Origin of the sequence: Vibrio sp. 10N.286.49.B3, assembly GCF_002873395.1 — a bacterium.
In the GTDB taxonomy this organism is placed as follows: domain Bacteria; phylum Pseudomonadota; class Gammaproteobacteria; order Enterobacterales; family Vibrionaceae; genus Vibrio.
In genome coordinates this window covers 100428-119599 of sequence record NZ_MCUV01000046.1, presented here as the reverse complement: position 1 = coordinate 119599, position 19172 = coordinate 100428, and the positions used below count along the sequence as shown (strand labels likewise).

The 19172-nt window shown below is 43.8% G+C and carries 18 protein-coding genes and 1 other RNA gene; 15 read left to right on the top strand and 4 right to left on the bottom strand.

The features are described from left to right. Nucleotides 1-297: 297 nt before the first annotated feature. The 5 genes from petA (at nt 298) to sspB (ending at nt 4124) form a co-directional block, all read left to right on the top strand. The gene (petA, locus tag BCU68_RS14840; RefSeq protein ID WP_102565521.1) at nt 298-891 is read left to right on the top strand and encodes a ubiquinol-cytochrome c reductase iron-sulfur subunit; all 594 of its coding nucleotides are present in this window, start codon (nt 298-300) and stop codon (nt 889-891) included. Continuing rightward, on the top strand, nt 891-2156 hold the full coding sequence (locus BCU68_RS14835; RefSeq protein ID WP_102565520.1) for a cytochrome bc complex cytochrome b subunit: 1266 nt from the start codon (nt 891-893) through the stop codon (nt 2154-2156). Before petA ends, BCU68_RS14835 begins: the two co-directional genes overlap by 1 nt. Continuing rightward, entirely contained in the window at nt 2153-2890 is a 738-nt protein-coding gene (locus tag BCU68_RS14830) for a cytochrome c1 (protein ID WP_102565519.1), read from the top strand. Before BCU68_RS14835 ends, BCU68_RS14830 begins: the two co-directional genes overlap by 4 nt. A 96-nt stretch (nt 2891-2986) precedes the next feature. Continuing rightward, nucleotides 2987-3622 carry a stringent starvation protein SspA gene (sspA, locus tag BCU68_RS14825; protein ID WP_102565518.1) on the top strand — a complete coding sequence of 212 codons (636 nt, stop codon included), beginning with the start codon at nt 2987-2989 and terminating at the stop codon, nt 3620-3622. 25 nt (nt 3623-3647) lie between these two features. Beyond that, nucleotides 3648-4124, top strand: a complete 477-nt coding sequence (sspB, locus tag BCU68_RS14820) for a ClpXP protease specificity-enhancing factor (protein WP_241901387.1) — start codon at nt 3648-3650, stop codon at nt 4122-4124. Between the two features lie 100 nt (nt 4125-4224). Here the strand turns inward: sspB and BCU68_RS14815 are convergent, their stop codons facing one another. Genes BCU68_RS14815 through BCU68_RS14800 form a run of 4 tightly spaced genes read right to left on the bottom strand, consistent with a single transcriptional unit; the run spans nt 4225 to nt 7772 of the window. After that, nucleotides 4225-4977 carry a BON domain-containing protein gene (locus tag BCU68_RS14815; protein ID WP_102565516.1) on the bottom strand — a complete coding sequence of 251 codons (753 nt, stop codon included), beginning with the start codon at nt 4975-4977 and terminating at the stop codon, nt 4225-4227. A 13-nt stretch (nt 4978-4990) separates the two neighbouring features. Then, nucleotides 4991-5581, bottom strand: a complete 591-nt coding sequence (locus tag BCU68_RS14810; protein ID WP_102565515.1) for a phosphoheptose isomerase — start codon at nt 5579-5581, stop codon at nt 4991-4993. Nucleotides 5582-5584: 3 nt separating this feature from the next. Next, nucleotides 5585-5974, bottom strand: a complete 390-nt coding sequence (locus tag BCU68_RS14805; RefSeq protein ID WP_102565514.1) for a YraN family protein — start codon at nt 5972-5974, stop codon at nt 5585-5587. Continuing rightward, a complete protein-coding gene (locus BCU68_RS14800) occupies nt 5961-7772 on the bottom strand; it encodes a penicillin-binding protein activator (RefSeq protein WP_198591748.1) in 1812 nt (603 codons plus the stop codon). Before BCU68_RS14800 ends, BCU68_RS14805 begins: the two co-directional genes overlap by 14 nt. Nucleotides 7773-7834: 62 nt before the next feature. Here BCU68_RS14800 and rsmI point away from each other — a divergent pair, with 62 nt between their 5' ends. From rsmI to ftsW, 10 genes are all read left to right on the top strand, one after another. Next, the gene (gene rsmI / locus BCU68_RS14795) at nt 7835-8698 is read left to right on the top strand and encodes a 16S rRNA (cytidine(1402)-2'-O)-methyltransferase (RefSeq protein ID WP_102565513.1); all 864 of its coding nucleotides are present in this window, start codon (nt 7835-7837) and stop codon (nt 8696-8698) included. A 160-nt stretch (nt 8699-8858) separates the two neighbouring features. After that, nucleotides 8859-9239: RNase P RNA component class A (gene rnpB / locus BCU68_RS14790), an RNA gene on the top strand. Nucleotides 9240-9443: 204 nt separating this feature from the next. Next, nucleotides 9444-10400: a 16S rRNA (cytosine(1402)-N(4))-methyltransferase RsmH gene (gene rsmH, locus BCU68_RS14785; RefSeq protein WP_102565512.1), complete on the top strand. Its 957-nt coding sequence runs from the start codon at nt 9444-9446 to the stop codon at nt 10398-10400. 15 nt (nt 10401-10415) lie between these two features. Further along, nucleotides 10416-10733 carry a cell division protein FtsL gene (gene ftsL, locus BCU68_RS14780; protein WP_102565511.1) on the top strand — a complete coding sequence of 106 codons (318 nt, stop codon included), beginning with the start codon at nt 10416-10418 and terminating at the stop codon, nt 10731-10733. Next, on the top strand, nt 10730-12472 hold the full coding sequence (locus BCU68_RS14775) for a penicillin-binding transpeptidase domain-containing protein (protein ID WP_102565510.1): 1743 nt from the start codon (nt 10730-10732) through the stop codon (nt 12470-12472). Before ftsL ends, BCU68_RS14775 begins: the two co-directional genes overlap by 4 nt. A 122-nt stretch (nt 12473-12594) precedes the next feature. Next, nucleotides 12595-14100: a UDP-N-acetylmuramoyl-L-alanyl-D-glutamate--2,6-diaminopimelate ligase gene (gene murE / locus BCU68_RS14770; protein WP_102565647.1), complete on the top strand. Its 1506-nt coding sequence runs from the start codon at nt 12595-12597 to the stop codon at nt 14098-14100. After that, on the top strand, nt 14097-15458 hold the full coding sequence (gene murF, locus BCU68_RS14765; RefSeq protein ID WP_102565509.1) for a UDP-N-acetylmuramoyl-tripeptide--D-alanyl-D-alanine ligase: 1362 nt from the start codon (nt 14097-14099) through the stop codon (nt 15456-15458). Before murE ends, murF begins: the two co-directional genes overlap by 4 nt. Further along, nucleotides 15455-16537: a phospho-N-acetylmuramoyl-pentapeptide-transferase gene (gene mraY / locus BCU68_RS14760; RefSeq protein ID WP_102565508.1), complete on the top strand. Its 1083-nt coding sequence runs from the start codon at nt 15455-15457 to the stop codon at nt 16535-16537. Before murF ends, mraY begins: the two co-directional genes overlap by 4 nt. Nucleotides 16538-16567: 30 nt before the next feature. Then, entirely contained in the window at nt 16568-17899 is a 1332-nt protein-coding gene (murD, locus tag BCU68_RS14755; protein ID WP_102565507.1) for a UDP-N-acetylmuramoyl-L-alanine--D-glutamate ligase, read from the top strand. 8 nt (nt 17900-17907) lie between these two features. Beyond that, nucleotides 17908-19152 carry a cell division protein FtsW gene (ftsW, locus tag BCU68_RS14750; protein ID WP_198591747.1) on the top strand — a complete coding sequence of 415 codons (1245 nt, stop codon included), beginning with the start codon at nt 17908-17910 and terminating at the stop codon, nt 19150-19152. Nucleotides 19153-19172 lie beyond the last annotated feature (20 nt).

The window sequence follows — 19172 nt, the reverse complement described above, 5'->3', positions numbered from 1 at the left end:
TATCCACCCTTCTAAAAAACACTCTTTATCGCTTATCTAACATGGCGAACCATTAAGATTTCACACCCTACCTATTAAATCTAATTTGTTGTTGTCTTGTCCCTTTTGTGATGCTGTTTAAGTATTTGTGCGTAATTGTTAATAAAAAGTAGCTTTACCTTGTTAAAAACTAAGGTTTTACTTATCATTTCTTGTTAATAACGAAGCAAAGATATTTCTAACTAGAAATCGATAGATTAGCCACGCTCTTGAGAGGCGATTTCCTGCCCTCAATAAGAGTCAAGGGAGAATGAGTGGATGAGCAATGCGCCTTTAAATAACGGACGTAGGCGTTTCCTTACTGCGACAACTGCGGTTGTTGGTGGTTTGGGGGCAGCAGCCGTAGCCGTGCCTTTTATTAAATCATGGAATCCGAGTGCTAAAGCTAAAGCAGCTGGTGCGCCGGTTGAAGTGGATGTTGCTAAGCTAGAAGCGGGTCAGATGGTTCGAGTTGAGTGGCAAGGTAAGCCGGTATGGGTTGTCCGCCGCGCTGAATCTGTGATTGAAACATTAGATAGCCTAACCGCTCAGCTACGAGATCCGAGCTCAGCTGAAGAGCAGCAACCTTCCTACGCTCAAAACCCTTATCGTTCGATTAAGCCTGAGTATTTTATTGCTGTGGGCTTTTGTACTCATTTAGGTTGCTCACCGACTTATTTACCTGATTCTTTTGCCGAGCAAGTACAAGGCGTTAAATCAGGTTTCTTCTGTCCATGTCATGGCTCTAAATTTGATATGGCAGGGCGAGTATTTCAAGGCGTGCCAGCACCGTTAAATCTTGTTGTTCCGAAACATATGTACCTGAGCGACACTCGGATTCTTATCGGTGTAGATGAAGGAGAACAGGCATAATGCAAGGATTACTGGATTGGGTAGAGAAACGTCTGCCCGCAATGAATGCATATAAAAAGCATTTATCCGAATACCCAATGCCAAAAACATTTAACTTTTGGTATCTGTTTGGCTCTTTAGCCATGCTCGTTTTGGTCAATCAGTTGCTGACTGGTGTGTGGTTGACGATGAATTATGTGCCTTCAGGTGAGGGTGCGTTTGCTTCTGTCGAGTACATAATGCGTGATGTCGAATATGGCTGGCTACTGCGTTACATGCACTCAACGGGCGCTTCTGCATTCTTTGTGGTTATCTATTTACACATGTTCCGTGGCTTGATCTACGGCTCATACCAAAAGCCTCGTGAGTTATTGTGGATTTTTGGGATGTTAATCTTCTTGGTACTAATGGCTGAAGCTTTCATGGGCTATTTGCTACCTTGGGGACAAATGTCTTACTGGGGCGCACAGGTTATTATCTCTCTGTTTGGTGCTATTCCTGTCATTGGTGATGATTTAACGTTGTGGATCCGGGGTGATTACATTATTTCTGGTGCAACCTTAAACCGTTTCTTTGCTCTGCATGTTATTGCTTTACCTATTGTCTTATTGCTACTGATTGTATTGCATGTTTTAGCCTTGCATGAAGTGGGCTCAAATAACCCTGATGGTATCGAAACTAAGTTGCCAAAAGGAACGATGGGTGAGGACTACAAAACGCAGTTCACTTTCCATAAAGACTTCACCAAGAAATACGACATTATTGATAGTATTCCTTTCCATCCTTATGGGACGGTGAAAGATATGGTTGGTATTGCGGGCTTCTTATTCTTCTTTTGTTACGTTCTCTTTTTTAATCCAGAGATGGGAGGCTACTTCCTTGAGCCGCCAAACTTTGAAGCCGCTAACCCACTAAAAACGCCTGAGCATATCGCTCCTGTTTGGTACTTCACACCATTTTACGCCATCTTACGTGCTGTTCCCGATAAGCTACTGGGTATTGCTGCGATGGGGGCTTCTATTGTTGTGTTATTCCTACTGCCATGGGTCGACCGCTGTAAAGTGCGCTCATTCCGTTATCGTAGTAAATGGCACTTAATCAATATTATTCAGTTTACGATAAGCTTTATAGCACTGGGTATCTTAGGCGCTCTACCTGCAACACCAACCTATACATTGTTAGCGCAAATATTTAGCTTGGGTTACTTTATGTTCTTCGTTTTATTATTCTTTTACAGTAAAAATGAAGCAACAAAGCCATTACCAGAGAGGGTGAAATTTAAATGAAAAAGTGGATTGTAATGATATTTGCAATGCTGCCATCTCTTGTCATGGCAGCAGGGGCGGGTGTTCCTTTAGATAAAGCAAATAATGATTTAACCGATAAAGCCTCATTACAGCATGGCGCTAAATTGTTTATGAATTACTGTTTTGCTTGTCACTCAACTCAGTATCAACGCTATGAGCGAGTGGCGACAGACTTAGCCATTCCCGTTGATTTGATGAAAGAGAATCTCGTCTTTGATCCTCAAGCTAAGATTGGTGACTTGATGGTTAATGCGATGCCAGAAAAGCAAGCAGCAGCATGGTTTGGTGCTCCACCGCCGGATTTAACGCTTGTGGCTCGAGTGCGTGGTACCGACTGGCTTTACACCTATCTACGCGCTTTTTATGCTGATCCTTCACGTCCATTTGGGGTCAATAATACCGTGTTCCCTAATGTGGGTATGCCGCATGTGCTTGAAGAGTTACAAGGTATCCCAACGGCGGTATATGAAAGCCATATGGTGGATGGGCAAGAGGTGCAAGTTGCAGCGGGTACTACAACCGATGGCAGCGGTGAATTGAGTCAAAGTGAGTATGATAATGCTGTGCGAGACTTAGTGAACTTCTTAGAATATTCCGGCGATCCGGTTAAGTTAGAGCGTCATGCTTTAGGTTGGTGGGTGATGGGGTTCTTAGTTATTTTTACCATAATTGTCGTATTGCTCAAGAAAGAGTATTGGCGTGATGTTCATTAATTATGCTATAATACCGTGTTGATTTTTAATTTATTATTAAGAAGTAATGGAGGCTAAGCCTCCATTATTTTATTCCTAAGTGTACTGGAGGGCTCCATGGCTGTAGCTGCTAATAAACGTTCTGTGATGACTCTATTTTCAAGTGCTTCTGATATGTATAGCCATCAGGTTCGTATTGTTCTAGCCGAAAAAGGGGTAAGTGTTGAGGTTGAATTAGTTGATGAGGCAAACTTGCCATCAGAACTAATTGAATTGAACCCTTACAAATCAGTACCGACTCTGATTGATCGTGAGCTTGCATTATACGATTCAAAAATCATTATGGAATATTTAGATGAGCGTTTCCCTCATCCACCATTGATGCCGGTATACCCTGTTGCTCGTGGTAACAGTCGCTTAATGATGTACCGTGTTGAGCGCAACTGGTACTCGCTAGCTCAAAAAATTGTCACTGGTAATGCTGAAGAGGCGGGTGCAGCTCGTATTCAATTACGTAATGATCTATTAGTGCTTGCACCACTTTTCTCTGAGTTCACGTACTTCATGAGCGAAGAGTTCAGCCTAGTTGACTGCTACCTAGCACCACTACTTTGGCGTTTACCTGAATTAGGTATCGAGCTAATCGGTCCTGGTTCTAAAGAGCTTAAAGTTTACATGAGCCGCGTATTTGAACGTGACTCCTTCTTAGCTTCTCTAACAGAAGCTGAACGTGAGATGCGTTTAGCTCGCTAGTTTTAGAAGTAGAAGAATAAGAACCATGGAAATAGAAAAAATGACACCACGTCGTCCATATATGCTGCGCGCATTTTATGAGTGGTTGAGTGATAATGAGCTGACACCGCACATTGTTGTGGACGCGATGCTACCAGGTGTACGTGTACCGCAAGAGTTTATTGAGGACGGTCAAATCGTACTTAATATTGCCGCTCGTGCCGTTGGTCAGTTAGAGTTGGGTAATGAAGCGATTACGTTCCATGCTCGATTCGGTGGACGCCCTCACTCTGTGATTGTTCCTCTTTATGCGGTTCAAGCTATTTATGCTCGTGAAAACGGTGCAGGAACGATGTTTGATCCAGAAGAAGCTTATTTAGATATGCCAGAAGAAGGCGTTGAAGAAGAAGCGATTGAAGAGAAAACTCCGACATTCAGTGTTGCTCATGCCGCTGATACAGCATCGGATGCAGAGACAACTTCTCGCACTAAGAGCAAAGCAACACTTCGTGTGATTAAGTAGTTCAAGTCGCTTATAGAAACAAATAAAAAGCAACGTTATTAACGTTGCTTTTTTTATGCTTACTGAAAAGTAAACTTGAATACGATGGCTTTGCTATACACTACTCGATATCAACTTCAACAAACTGCTCAACATCAGAGACTGTTTGAATGGGTACTGGTTGTTTGAGCTCTTCCTGCGGCAATTCAGCTTCAGCCATTGGCTCAGATAACTCAGCAACAGGTGTTGGCTTGCTCTCTTTTAGTTCTGACTCTGTCGCTGCTGGTTGCGACTCGACAGCTTGATCTTCACTGTATTGAAAGCCGAGGATAACCTGCTTTACCCCAGAGGTGTTACGAGCGATATCAGAAGCAATTTGAGCATGTTCTTTACTGACATAACCTAATAAGAAAACTTCACTATCTTCAGTAATAACTTTGATTTTAATGCCATTAAGCTCAGTCTTAGTTAACAGGGCAGACTTAACTTTAGTGGTTATCCAAGTATCATTACTAATTTGAGAAACCGTTAGTGGTGCCTTGATGCGCACTTGGTTGTGCACTTTTTTCACGCCTTTTACTTCACGTGCTTTTTGTTCAACTTGCTGAGAAAGTTGTGCGGTTTCCGCTTGACCCATCAATACGATGCTACCACGATAGGTGCTTCCTAAAACTCTTGCTTTGTTGCGATACGCTGGGTCATTACTAATGGACGCTATTTCGAAATCAATATTGTTATCCTGCCAGATCTCTTGAGTTGATCTAGGGTCGGTAACTAGGTTAACGGTCGTGGTCGCCCCAGCAATAAATAACCCAGCACACCCTGTTAAACTGAGTGCAGCAATCATTAATAAAGCACTTCTAAATAACGTCATTGTTTACCTCTAATTACTCTTCGTGAGTAGGGAATAATACTTGATCGATAAGGTCACACAGGCAGTGTAGCGTCACCATGTGAACTTCATGAATTCGTGCAGTGCGATGAGAAGGAATACGAATTTCCACATCATGTTCACCGAGTAGACCTGCCATTTCACCACCATCTTTACCGGTAAAGGCAATGATCGTCATATCACGAGTTACTGCCGCTTCCATCGCTTTGATAACATTTTTACTATTACCACTGGTTGAAATAGCAAGCAACACATCGCCAGGTTGACCAAAAGCGCGTACTTGTTTAGAGAAGATCTCTTCATAGTGGTAGTCATTTGCTACGGCAGTCAGTGTGGTATTGTCTGCTGTGAGTGCCATGGCTGGTAAGCTTGGTCGCTCAGTTTCAAAGCGATTTAATAGGCAAGATACAAACTGTTGTGCGTTTGAGGCAGAACCACCATTACCACAACACAGTACTTTGCTGCCATTAAGTAGGCTTGAAACTAACGCTTGAGCGGCATGAGTAATGGCATCAGGCAGGGCTTCTGCTGCTGCAATTTGAATTTGAATGCTTTCAGTAAAACTTTCTTTAATGCTATCGTGCATTGATTATCCTTGAGTAATCGCATTTTTTATCCACTCAATCTCTTTGCCGCTATCATGAATGGCCATGACGTCGAAGCGAAAGTCTGTTGAGTGAACAGATAAATTATTTTTAATGAGCCACAATTGTGCGGTATTAATCAAACGTTGTCTCTTTTTGGCATTAACCGCTTGTGCTGCATGACCATACTGAGTGTGCTTACGATATTTAACTTCGATAAACACAAGCGTATTGGTGTCTCGCATTATAAGATCAATTTCACCACATTTGGCGATGAAATTTCTCTTAAGCAAGATAAGTCCTTGACGAGCGAGGTACTGCTCAGCCAAGGTTTCATATTGATTGCCAATTTGGCGGGTATGTTGAGCTTGTTTAGTGCGACTAAAGAGCCCCATAGGTTGCCCAGCTAATTTCTCGCTGTACAACACACTGATCATTAATGGTCAATATGCCCGTTTTGCCTTTTAGTTCATGCCCTTCAATCGCTTTCATTTGTGGAAGTTCACCCATTAAGTTATAAGCATCCATTCCCAGTGCTTGTAAGCGTTTTTTTGCATTTGAGCTATTTGGCCATAGTGGCTCAAGGGAGCTATCTAACTTTGCATCCTCATCGATTAGCATTGGGATATCACTATAAATAACGCCAGTAAGATCTTCGTATTGCTTGCTACCGGTATTGCTGCGTGAGTTGGCAAAGAGTTGAGGTTGCTTAGTATCTGGGTTAATCGCCACTTCAATAAACGGTTTAATTAACGTTAGCTCAGAGCTTTTTGCAACAATATAAACAGCATCAATATCACGACGGCTACGAGCTTGAGTTTCCAGTGGTACACCCATTAACTTTTCGATTTGAGCAATACGTTGCTGGCTATCTTGCAGACCAAAAGCGTTATTGATGTTCAACTGTAACTGTTGTTTTTTATCAAAACGGCTCACTGCAACATCATGATCGCTGTATTCTTTCCATTGTTGCTTAAAGGCATCAACGACACGTTCACCAAGGCTGTCTTTAGGTGCTAAAATTAGTGGGAATTCATAGCCTTGTTCAAATAGATATTTAGCTGCCTGTGCCACTTCTTGTTCTGGAGATAGTGTTAAGTAACATGTGTTTGTACCCGCTTCAATGGTGCTTGGTATATTAAGCGCAAGTGCTGGAATTGGGTTATTACTTTTTAATTGGGCTTCTTGTAGGAGCTCAATATTATCTTTTACCAATGGACCAACAAGAAAGTCGATATTGGCTTCACGTACCTTAGCTTTAATTTCATCTGCGCTATGAATATTGGTATCAATAACGGTTAAGGTTGCGTTTGGGTCACGATCGGAATCTTCCATCATAGCGAGAATGAAACCATCACGAACCAGTTGAGCTTGCTGAGCAAATCGCCCCGTTAACGGCAGTAGTAATGCTGTGCGCGTTGGTTTGGTTATCTCTAGTGCTAAGACATCTTGAATCGCGATTGGTGTGTAGAGGTTCGCTGGGTGCGTGTCATGATCATTAAGCCACTGCTGTACTGTTGTTTGTAACTGAAGCAGAGAGTGGTTTAGGCTCTTCATAATCGTCGCGAGTTCAATCCAGTCGTTAAGCACGACATCACTCGCTCTCGTCGGTAATGCATTAAGTTCGGCAAGCGAATAGCTACTTAAGTTCTGCCACACTTGCTCGGCAATGTCCGCTTTCTCACTGTTTGATAGATACTTACTTAGCGCGATACTTTCTCGTGTCACCTCAAATGGGCTATATAACTCATTTAATGCTTGAATTCTTATCTGGTGGTAACTTTTCCACTGATTATCCGTTAGTGTCCATGATTGTCGGAAATTTAGTTGGCTATAAGCGGCTTCCGGTTGACCATTGATGAGCTGTAGTTGTGCACGCTGCAGTAGCCATTCTGCTTGTTGTAAAGGCGATAAATTTTGCTTTGAAATACGTTTAATCAGCAAGTCAGCTTGTTGAGTATTGCCATCTTGCAACGATGCCTTCAATGCCATAATCAGCAAGTCATTTTGCAAGCTACCTTCAGAGCTATCGGCTTGCATCAGATAAGATTGGCTTGATTGCGTTGGCATAGAGGTAATATCCAGCGTTTCAACGCGCGTTGGTTGTGAAGAACACGCCGCTAATGCAATTGCTAGTGCAATCGGAGTTAGTAAGCGTGGTACACTGAGTCTCTTGTGGTTCATCATTGCCATGAGTTCTTTATAATTCCGTGTAAAATTGTCTTTATATTAATCGTTGAAGTGATGGTAAACAAATGACAGATAATAAAACTTTACCTGCAGAGATCCCAACCCTCTATATTGTACCCACCCCAATCGGTAATTTGGGTGATATAACCCAACGTGCCATCGAGGTGCTATCGAGTGTTGATGTTATCGCTGCAGAAGATACCCGTCATACAGGTAAGCTACTCGCACACTTCAATATCCCAACCAGAACGTTTGCCCTACATGACCATAATGAGCAACAAAAAGCACAAGTGCTAGTAGAAAAGTTACTTGAAGGTCAATCTATCGCTTTAGTTTCTGATGCGGGTACTCCGCTTATTAGTGATCCAGGGTACCATCTGGTGACACAATGTCGTCAAGCTGGCGTCAAAGTTGTGCCATTACCTGGTGCATGTGCAGTTATTACCGCATTAAGTGCTTCAGGTTTACCTTCAGATCGATTTAGCTTTGAAGGTTTTTTACCAGCAAAAAGCAAAGGACGCCGTGATAAGTTACTTGAAATTATCGAAGCTGAGCGTACTTGTATCTTTTATGAGTCACCGCACCGCATTATGGATTCCCTACAAGACATGTTAGCGGTACTTGGTCCAGATCGCGAAGTTGTATTGGCGCGTGAGATCACTAAAACCTTCGAAACTATCCATGGAGCACCGTTAGGCGAGCTAATTGCGTGGATTGAAGAGGATGATAACCGTAAACGTGGCGAAATGGTGCTGCTTATTCACGGCTTCCGTAGTGATAAAAGTGACGATTTACCAAGCGAAGCAACACGCACTTTGGGTATTCTCGTTAAAGAATTGCCACTGAAAAAAGCGGCAGCAATGACGGCTGAAATCTACAGCCTGAAAAAAAATGCCCTGTATAAATGGGGATTGGAAAACGGTTTGTAGTTTTCATTGTCGTCATCAAGTGAGATTTTGAGTTTATTTGAGGTGGATTTTCACGGTAGATAAATCGCTTTTGCTCTATTTTTGTGCATTTAAACTGAAATCAAGCTTGATTCGCGGATGAGGATAGACACTGAGGATCTTTGTCTATACAATCCGCCTCGGAGTTGACTGGATGGTCGCTGCTTCATTGATGTCCTTTGGGAGACTGATGGAGGGGAGGAAAGTCCGGGCTCCATAGAGCAGGGTGCCAGGTAACGCCTGGGGGGCGCGAGCCCACGACAAGTGCAGCAGAGAGAAAACCGCCGATGGCCTTCGGGCACAGGTAAGGGTGAAAGGGTGCGGTAAGAGCGCACCGGATGGCTGGTAACAGTCTATCGCAAGGTAAACTCCACCCGGAGCAAGACCAAATAGGCCTTCACATTGCGTTGCTCGCGTATGGAGGCGGGTAGGTTGCTTGAGCCAGTGAGCGATTGCTGGCCTAGACGAATGGCTATCACCGCGCAAGCGGAACAGAACCCGGCTTATGATGTCAACTCCACCTATTCCAAGACCCACCATTACGTTATCGTGATGGTGGGTTTTTGCGTTTTATTGACTTAATTCCTACGCAATTGTCATAAACTCGCATAACATTCTCACATATACGCTGCAATTAGTGGCGATACTGCGTGAAATCAGTACACTAAAGTATCGTCAAACGATAGCCTATGCCTAACCATGGCTTAAATTCGCCAATGAGAACACTATGACAGAATCATTCCAACACATTTCCGTACTTCTTAATGAATCGATAGACGGATTAGCAATTAAGCCAGACGGCACCTACATCGATGGCACATTTGGTCGTGGCGGTCATAGCCGTAACATCTTATCGAAACTGGGTGAAAATGGTCGTTTATTTAGTATTGACCGTGATCCTCAAGCGATAGCAGAAGCGCAAAAAATTGATGATCCTCGCTTTACGATTATCCATGGTCCATTTTCGGGCATGGCAGAGTACGCTGAGCGTTATGACCTGGTTGGTCAAGTCGATGGTGTCTTATTGGATTTAGGCGTGTCATCACCACAACTTGATGATGCTGAGCGTGGCTTTAGCTTCATGAAAGATGGTCCACTTGATATGCGTATGGACCCAACATCAGGTATTCCGGTTTCTCAGTGGTTGCTAGAAGCGGATTTAGATGATGTGACTTGGGTTATTCGTGAGTTTGGTGAAGATAAACACGCTCGCCGTATTGCAAAAGCGATCATTGCTCACCGTGATGACGAAGAAAAAGAGCCACTAACACGCACAGGTCAATTGGCAAAACTGATTTCAGATGCCGCGCCAAAAAGCTTTAAAGAGAAAAAGCACCCAGCAACACGCTCTTTCCAAGCTTTCCGTATTTACATCAATAGTGAATTAGAAGAAATTGATACGGCGTTAAAAGGGGCGGCAAGCATTCTTGCTCCTGAAGGACGTCTATCGGTTATCAGCTTCCACTCGCTGGAAGATCGCATGGTTAAGCGTTTCATTCGTAAAGAAAGCCAAGGCCCACAAGTGCCACACGGTATCCCTTTGACAGAAGCACAAATCAAAGCGTTAGGTAGCCCAAACATGAAACCGGTTGGTAAGGCTATCAAACCTTCAGAAAATGAAGTGGATGTGAACACTCGCTCGCGTAGTTCAGTATTACGAATTGCTGAAAAGCTACCGGCTTAATACTCAGGAAGTCGTATGAAATCATCATCGCCAAATTTAGCGAAATTAATTGCAATGGATATTGTCACAGTCGGGCGCGTGCCATTACTGTTACTGCTTTGTATTTTTTTATCAGCAATGGCGGTGGTGTTTTCAACCCATCACACACGATTAGCGATTTCAGAGAGCGATCAAAAGCTAACTGAACGCGATAGCCTTGATAATGAGTGGCGTAACCTTATTCTAGAAGAAACAGCACTTGCCGAGCATAGTCGAGTGCAAAGTATGGCGAGAAAAGAGCTGGATATGAAGCGTCCAGATGCCGATAAAGAAGTAGTGATCTCATTAAGATGAATGATAAAAAATCAGGGAAGACAAGCAATAAACGTATCGCCCCTCCAACTGTTGAAGATACCGGTCCAGTATTAATTAAGTGGCGTTTTAACTTTATTCTCTTTTGTGCCGGTCTGATTCTCTTAGGTCTGGTTGCGCGCCTTGCTTATATCCAAGTCATTGAACCAGATAATTTAATTCGTCAAGGTGACATGCGTTCAGTACGAACTCAAACACTGCATTCAGCACGCGGTATGATCACCGACCGTAATGGTGAAGCTTTAGCGGTCAGTGTGCCAGTGGAAGCCGTTTGGGCCGATCCTAAGGTGATTTATGACGCAGGCGATCGTATTCACGAAGAGAGCTGGTTTGCATTAGCCGATGTACTTGGTCAAGACCGCCAAGCATTAATCGAAAGACTCACTTCAAGCAAAACCCGCCGTTTTATCTACGTGCAGCGCCAAGTAAGCCCTGCTATGGCCAATTATATCCGTGAGTTAAAAATCCCAGGCATTGGTTTAAGACCTGAATCTCGCCGCTACTACCCAACGGGTGAGGTGAGTGCACACTTGATTGGTGTGACCAATATTGAAGGTGCTGGTCTTGAGGGGATTGAACACAGCTACAACCAGCATTTGACCGGTGAAGCGGGCGCTAAAACCATTCGTAAGGATCGCTTTGGTCAAGTGGTGGAAAATATCTCGCTAGAAGAGCGCACACAAGGTAGCCCTTTGCAGCTGACTATCGATCAGCGCCTACAAGCGATTGCTTACCGCGCGGTTAAACAAGCGGTTGCCGACTATCGCGCCACATCAGCCTCGGCCGTTTTATTGGATGTAAAAACGGGTGCAGTATTAGCTATGGTCAATGCCCCTTCTTATAACCCGAATAACCGTAGTGACCTACAAAGCTTTAAGATGCGTAACCGAGTTATCACTGACTCAATGGAGCCGGGTTCAACCATCAAACCTTTTGTGGTTGCTGCTGCGCTTGATAATGGTATTGCCGATATGGATAGTATTATTGATACCGGCAACGGCATTATGCAAATTGGTGGTAGCCGAGTCCGTGACACCTCGAAAATTGGCAAAGCCGACCTTGCACTTATCTTAAAAAAATCCAGTAATATTGGCGTGGCTAAACTGGCACTCGATATGCCGCTAGACGATCTGCTGGGTTTATATAGTGGGGTAGGTTTTGGAGAAGTCTCTGGTTTGAACCTAATCGGTGAAGTAACCGGTATCTTCCCTAACCGTCGCCGTTGGTCTGATTTTGAAATTGCGACGTTAGCTTTCGGTTACGGTATTTCAGTGACGCCTATTCAACTTGCTCATGCCTATGCAACGTTGGCGAACCGTGGTCTTTATGAGCCTATTCATTTGATTGCCGAAAATGATCAAAACCTCTCACAGCAAGTTATTAGCCAAGATAGTGCTGATAAAGTCATTAGTATGCTTGAGGGCGTGACTCAAAAAGGGGGAACAGCAACTCGAGCGGCAGTGCCAGGTTATCGCATTGCAGCAAAGACAGGTACATCACGTAAAGCGACCTCTGGTGGATATAGTGATGAATATGTTGCTGTGACTGCTGGGTTTGCTCCGGTATCGAACCCAAGAGTGTCATTGGTTGTGATTGTAAATGAGCCACAGGGTGATCTTTACTATGGTGGTGCTGTTGCTGGCCCTGTTTTTTCTGAAATAATGAAGGGTGCGTTGCAAATTTTAAATGTCGCACCTGATGGCAATCAATTTAAACAATAAAACGTAACGACTTTCCCGCAGAGTATTAAAAAGATTGCTTTACTTACAATACTGTGTAGGAAATTTAATTGGGCATAGTGATTCATGCCCCTTTTTTGATGATTTATTTAATCGGTGACCATATGAGCCATACGATGCGCTTTGCTACCCTAATTTCACCTTGGGTGGATATAAGCGACTCTCCTGTACATAACTTACTTATTTCCCACCTTGAACTTGATAGTCGTAAGGTTGGCAGTGGGGACACTTTTGTGGCAGTAATCGGTCATGCGGTCGATGGAAGAAAGTTTATTTCAAGCGCACTGTCACAAGGGGCATCCAGTGTTATTGCTGAAGCTTGCGAGCGTAATCCTCACGGTAGCATTGAGTGGGTGGATGGTGTTGCCATTGTTTATATTCAAGAATTAAATCAGCACTTATCCGCTCTTGCCGGACGCTTCTATCATCAGCAAGCAAGTGAGAATGCTCTGATTGGTGTGACAGGCACAAATGGCAAAACCACAATCACGCAGTTAATCGCTCAGTGGTTAGAGTTACTTGATCAGCCTGCTGCCGTCATGGGAACAACAGGAAATGGTTTTTTAGATAATTTACAGCCAGCGGCTAATACCACAGGCAGTGCGTTAGAAATTCAGCACACCCTTAGTCAGTTATCTGCGCAAGGTGCACGTTATACTGCTTTAGAAATATCCTCACATGGCTTAGTGCAGGGGCGAATTAAAGCGCTCTCTTTTGCTGCTGGTATCTTCACTAACTTAAGTCGAGACCACCTTGATTATCACGGCACAATGGAGGCTTATGCAGAGGCTAAACAGAGTTTGTTTACAGCGCATAACTGCCAACAAGCCGTGATTAATATTGATGATGAGGTCGGGCTGCGTTGGTTAGATGAAGTTGATAATGCGATTGCTGTCTCTCTTGCCCCAATTGCGACAGAGCATAAAGCCAAGCATCGTTGTTTATGGGCAGAGCATATCGACTATTCCGAGCAAGGTATTCGCATCGAGTTTGATGGCACTTGGCAATCGGGGGTACTTAGTACGCCACTGATTGGTGAGTTCAACGCTTGTAATGTCTTGCTGGCATTTGCAACGCTACTGAGTTTAGGTTATTCCTCTCAACAACTGATGGCGAGCGCGGCGAAATTACAGCCAGTACTGGGTCGTATGGAGCTATTTAAAGCAGCCAATAAAGCGAAAGTCGTGGTTGATTATGCGCATACTCCTGACGCATTAGAAAAAGCATTATCGGCTCTGCGAGTGCATTGTTCTGGTCAGTTGTGGGTGATTGTTGGTTGTGGCGGTGATCGAGATGCTGGTAAACGACCGATGATGGCGTCGATAGCCGAGCAGTATGCCGATCGCTGTATTTTAACCGATGATAACCCGCGCAGTGAATCAGCAGCGCAAATTATTCGCGATATGTTAGCGGGTATGACATGTACCGACAATGTTGTGATTGAGCATGATAGAGCACAAGCCTTGCAGCACGCTTTAGCACATTCCGGGGTTAATGATATTATATTGTTAGCGGGGAAAGGGCATGAGGACTATCAAATCATGCAAGGTCGTACTATTCATTACTCTGACCGTGAATCAGCGCAGCAACTTTTAGGATTAAGTTCATGATACCAGTTTCTTTATTGCAATTAGCTGCGGTTTTAGACGGTCAGCTTATTGGTGATGATTGTGTGATTAATGATGTATCCACCGATACACGTAAAGTGACGACAGGCTCCTTGTTTGTGGCATTAATTGGTGAGCGTTTTGATGCTCACGATTTTGCTCAGCAAGCGGTCGATAATGGCGCGAGTGCATTACTCGTGTCGAAACCATTAGCGCTTAATATTCCTCAAATTCAGGTTGATAATACTCAGCAAGCATTAGGTAAAATGGGTGCTTGGGTACATCAGCAATGTGATACACCGACGGTCGCGATTACTGGCAGTTGTGGTAAAACAACCGTGAAAGAGATGACGGCAAGTATTCTGATGCAAAAAGGTCAGGTGCTGTTTACTGCGGGTAATTTTAATAATGAAATTGGTGTGCCATTAACATTATTGCGCTCAACACCGCAAGATGATTATGCCGTTATTGAGCTGGGTGCGAATCATCAGCATGAAATAGCTTATACCACTCAATTGGTACAGCCAGATGTTGCCTTAGTGAACAATGTTGCTGCTGCCCATCTTGAAGGGTTTGGTTCATTAGATGGGGTTAAAAAGGCGAAAGGTGAAATTTTCCAAGGCTTAGCGGAAAATGCAACGGCTGTGATTAATTTAGATAGTCACGGTGAGCAGCACTGGCAGGCTATTTTAGCGGATAAAAATCTGATCACTTTTTCGAAGTCCAATCACCAAGCGGATTACTTTGCCACCGATATTGAGTTAAATAAACAGGGCCAGCCAAGCTTTACTTTGCATACGCCAGTCGGGCATGCTGAGATCCAGTTGACCATTATCGGTGCACACAATGTGGCTAATGCCCTTGCTGCGGCTATTTTAGCAACGCAATTGGGTGCGAGCTTATCGGACATTGTCACGGGCTTAACTCATTTAATGAAAGTCAAAGGGCGAGTGGATGTTGAGTCGTTAACAGAAGGTGTGACTCTCATTGATGATAGCTACAACGCCAGTGTGCCAGCAGTGAAGGCTGCTGTAGACTTACTGGCTAGCTTTGCCGGTCAGCGTTGGCTTATTTTGGGTAATATGGCGGAATTAGGCGACGAAAGTCTTGCACTTCACCGTCAAGTCGGGGAATATGCTGCCCCATTCGCATTTGAGCATGTTCTTACTTATGGTAAGGATACTAAGGTGATTAGTGAGGTTTGTGGGGGGCAACATTTTGAGACCCACAGCGCAATGATTACATACATTAAGCAACACTTAGCACAAGATGAAAATCAGACGCATACTTTATTAGTTAAAGGTGCAAATAGTGCAGGCATGAGCCAAGTAGCGGTTGCTTTACAGGAGAACTTTTCATGATTATTTGGCTTTCTGAATTACTACAGCCATATTTTTCTTTTTTTCGATTATTCGAATATTTATCATTTCGCGCCATTGTGAGTATTTTAACGGCATTAGGTCTTTCCCTATGGATGGGACCAAAAATGATCCGCCGCTTACAGATGATGCAGATTGGTCAAGTTGTACGTAACGACGGACCAGAGTCTCACTTTAGTAAGCGTGGTACGCCAACCATGGGTGGCGTGATGATCTTAGCGTCCATCGTGATAACCGTTTTACTATGGTCAGACTTATCTAACCCTTATGTCTGGGCTGTTTTGGCTGTCTTACTTGGTTATGGTGCGGTTGGCTTTGTGGATGATTATCGTAAAGTCGTGCGTAAAAATACCGATGGCCTAGTGGCGCGTTGGAAGTATTTTTGGCAATCGGCTATTGCACTTGTGATTGCTTTTGCTCTCTACGCGCATGGTCATGACACCGCTGCAACTCAGCTCGTTGTGCCGTTCTTTAAAGATGTCATGCCGCAATTGGGACTTTTCTACATTGTATTAACTTACTTTGTGATTGTTGGTACCAGTAACGCGGTTAACTTAACCGATGGGCTTGATGGTTTAGCGATTTTACCTACCGTACTGGTAGCTGCAGGCTTTGCCATTATTGCTTGGGCGACCGGTAATGTGAATTTTGCCGACTACCTACATATTCCTTATATTCCTCACGCTTCAGAGCTTGTTGTTGTATGTACCGCCATTGTTGGTGCAGGGCTTGGCTTCTTATGGTTTAACACCTACCCAGCGCAAGTCTTTATGGGCGATGTTGGTTCATTAGCATTGGGCGGCGCACTGGGTGTGATTGCGGTATTGGTTCGTCAGGAGCTTGTACTGGTTATCATGGGTGGTGTTTTTGTTATGGAAACCTTGTCGGTAATTTTACAAGTTGGCTCTTATAAACTGCGTGGTCAACGTATCTTCCGCATGGCACCTATCCATCACCATTACGAACTAAAAGGTTGGCCAGAGCCACGTGTTATCGTGCGTTTTTGGATTATTTCTATCGTATTAGTTTTAATTGGTTTAGCGACACTGAAAGTTCGTTAATCGTCACAGTAGAGAACAATGGAAGTCGGCATGCAAGCTTGGGAACAGATTCGTCATGTAGTGGTTGTAGGACTTGGTATCACTGGTTTATCAGTGGTTAAACACTTAACTAAGTACCAACCTCATCTTCAGGTTAAAGTGATTGATACGCGCGCTAATCCGCCGAGTCGAGAGCTTTTACCCTCTAGTGTTGAATTACATTGCGGTGGTTGGAATAACACTTGGCTTGCTCATGCTGATCTTGTCGTTGCCAATCCAGGAATTGCTTTAGCGACACCTGAGATACAAGCCGTTATTGATCAAGGTATACCCGTTGTCGGTGATATTGAGCTCTTTGCGTGGGCTGTTGATAAGCCGGTCGTCGCCATTACAGGCTCGAATGGTAAAAGTACCGTTACCGATTTAACGGGAGTGATGGCCAAATCAGCAGGTGTTGATGCCGCTATTGGCGGTAATATAGGGATTCCAGCACTGGATCTATTAGAGCTTGATGCTGACCTTTATATTCTAGAATTATCCAGCTTTCAATTAGAAACTACCTCATCGCTTGTATTGCAGGCCGCAGCGTTTTTAAACCTGTCTGAAGACCACATGGATCGCTATCAAGGCATGGATGATTATCGCCAAGCTAAACTGCGAATCTTTGAACATGCAAAAACGGCTATTGTGAATCGAGATGATAGGCAGACCTTCCCTGAACATACGCAAATTAATACGCTTACCTTTGGTTTTGATAACAAAGAGTTTGGCTTATTAGAGCAAGAGGGTGAGTGTTGGTTATCTCGCGATGGGCAGCCAATTATTGCCGCATCTGAATTGAATCTCGTTGGTCGTCATAATCTCTCTAATGCGCTTGTAGCCCTCGCGTTACTGGAACAGTGTGGCGTTGATTACGCAAAAGCTTTGGATGGTCTTAAGTCTTACACGGGGTTGACACATCGATGCCAAGTTGTTGCCAATAATAATGGCATCGTATGGGTTAATGACTCCAAAGCGACCAATGTAGCGAGCACATTAGCCGCTTTATCTGGGCTTAACTATGCAGGCACTCTCTACCTATTGGTAGGTGGTGTTGGTAAAGGGGCGGACTTTTCTGAGTTGGCACCAATACTCACAGAGTTAAATGTTAAGCTGGGCTGTTTTGGTAAAGATGGTCGAGAGTTTTTACCTTTGCATCCTTCAAGCCAGTATTTTGCTGATATGGGTTCAGCGCTTGAAAGCTACTCAGAAGATTTAGTCGCTGGTGATATGGTTATGCTATCACCGGCTTGTGCGAGTTTTGACCAGTTTGCTAATTTCATGGCAAGAGGCGATGCGTTTACACAACTTGCTCAGCACTACTCACAATCAATTCAGGGATAGGTAGCGATTTGGTTAGTTTTCATCATATAAAAAATCGAACAATAGATTGGCTGACGACAAAGCCGACAGAAGCTTTATTCGATCGTCAGTTAGTGTGGATTGCCTTGGCTCTAATGCTCACTGGGCTGGTGATGGTGACTTCTGCTTCCTTTCCAATTAGTAACCGCCTGACCGATCAACCTTTTCACTTCATGTTTCGTCATGCGGTGTTTTTGGTTTTAGCCTTGGGGGCTGCCGGCGTTATTGTACAAATACCTATAAAGTTGTGGTTTAAATATGGACCACACTTATTGGGCATCTCTATTTTGTTATTAAGCGCGGTTTTAGCGGTAGGTAATTCAGTTAATGGTGCCTCTCGTTGGATACCTTTAGGGCTGTTTAATCTACAACCTGCAGAAGTGGCCAAGTTAGCGCTTTTTATCTATATGGCTAATTACCTAACTCGTAAAAACGATCGGGTACGAAAGGACTTTAAACATGGTTTTGGTAAGCCGATTTTCGTTTTTTCTCTGTTAGGTGTGCTACTGATTTGGCAGCCAGATTTAGGCACGATCGTGGTGATGTTTATTACCGTCTTTGGCATGTTGTTTATTGCTGGAGCGAAATTGATGCAGTTTATGGCTTTGGTTGGCGCTGGTGTTGTGGTTATTGTTGGATTCATTCTTTTTGAGCCTTATCGACTTCGCCGTGTTACCTCGTTCTTGGACCCATGGAGTACACCATTTGGTGAGGGCTACCAGTTAACCCAATCACTCATGGCATTTGGACGTGGAGAGTGGACAGGGCAAGGTTTAGGTAACTCTATTCAGAAGCTTGCTTATTTGCCAGAGGCGCATACTGACTTTGTTTTTGCTGTAATGGCTGAAGAGTTGGGCTTTATTGGTGTCACTTGTATTTTACTGTTGATTTTTAGCCTAGTGTTTAAAGCGATCTTTATTGGTAAAAGAGCCTTTGAGAAAAATGAGTTATTTGGTGGTTATGTGGCATTTGGGTTCGGTATTTGGTTTGCTTTCCAAACTTTAGTTAATGTCGGGGCCGCGTCTGGTATGGTGCCAACCAAAGGCTTAACACTGCCATTAATCAGTTATGGTGGTTCAAGTCTTATTGTTATGTCCGTTGCGGTTGCTATCTTACTGCGCATCGATCATGAGTGCCGTATAAAAGTGATTCAACCTGAAACCGATCCTGAGGCATTGCTAGCATTAGCGCCAGCGGAACTTAAAGCATTAGAAGCACCTAAACCGACGAGTTAACTCTCATAATTAACGTAATA

Excerpts from the sequence above, each read along its gene's own strand:
- petA (WP_102565521.1), top strand. The coding sequence starts at position 298 with ATGAGCAATGCGCCTTTAAATAACGGACGTAGGCGTTTCCTTACTGCG.
- BCU68_RS14835 (WP_102565520.1), top strand. The coding sequence starts at position 891 with ATGCAAGGATTACTGGATTGGGTAGAGAAACGTCTGCCCGCAATGAAT.
- BCU68_RS14830 (WP_102565519.1), top strand. The coding sequence starts at position 2,153 with ATGAAAAAGTGGATTGTAATGATATTTGCAATGCTGCCATCTCTTGTC.
- sspA (WP_102565518.1), top strand. The coding sequence starts at position 2,987 with ATGGCTGTAGCTGCTAATAAACGTTCTGTGATGACTCTATTTTCAAGT.
- sspB (WP_241901387.1), top strand. The coding sequence starts at position 3,648 with ATGGAAATAGAAAAAATGACACCACGTCGTCCATATATGCTGCGCGCA.
- BCU68_RS14815 (WP_102565516.1), bottom strand. The coding sequence starts at position 4,977 with ATGACGTTATTTAGAAGTGCTTTATTAATGATTGCTGCACTCAGTTTA.
- BCU68_RS14810 (WP_102565515.1), bottom strand. The coding sequence starts at position 5,581 with ATGCACGATAGCATTAAAGAAAGTTTTACTGAAAGCATTCAAATTCAA.
- BCU68_RS14805 (WP_102565514.1), bottom strand. The coding sequence starts at position 5,974 with ATGGGGCTCTTTAGTCGCACTAAACAAGCTCAACATACCCGCCAAATT.
- BCU68_RS14800 (WP_198591748.1), bottom strand. The coding sequence starts at position 7,772 with ATGGCAATGATGAACCACAAGAGACTCAGTGTACCACGCTTACTAACT.
- rsmI (WP_102565513.1), top strand. The coding sequence starts at position 7,835 with ATGACAGATAATAAAACTTTACCTGCAGAGATCCCAACCCTCTATATT.
- rsmH (WP_102565512.1), top strand. The coding sequence starts at position 9,444 with ATGACAGAATCATTCCAACACATTTCCGTACTTCTTAATGAATCGATA.
- ftsL (WP_102565511.1), top strand. The coding sequence starts at position 10,416 with ATGAAATCATCATCGCCAAATTTAGCGAAATTAATTGCAATGGATATT.
- BCU68_RS14775 (WP_102565510.1), top strand. The coding sequence starts at position 10,730 with ATGAATGATAAAAAATCAGGGAAGACAAGCAATAAACGTATCGCCCCT.
- murE (WP_102565647.1), top strand. The coding sequence starts at position 12,595 with ATGAGCCATACGATGCGCTTTGCTACCCTAATTTCACCTTGGGTGGAT.
- murF (WP_102565509.1), top strand. The coding sequence starts at position 14,097 with ATGATACCAGTTTCTTTATTGCAATTAGCTGCGGTTTTAGACGGTCAG.
- mraY (WP_102565508.1), top strand. The coding sequence starts at position 15,455 with ATGATTATTTGGCTTTCTGAATTACTACAGCCATATTTTTCTTTTTTT.
- murD (WP_102565507.1), top strand. The coding sequence starts at position 16,568 with ATGCAAGCTTGGGAACAGATTCGTCATGTAGTGGTTGTAGGACTTGGT.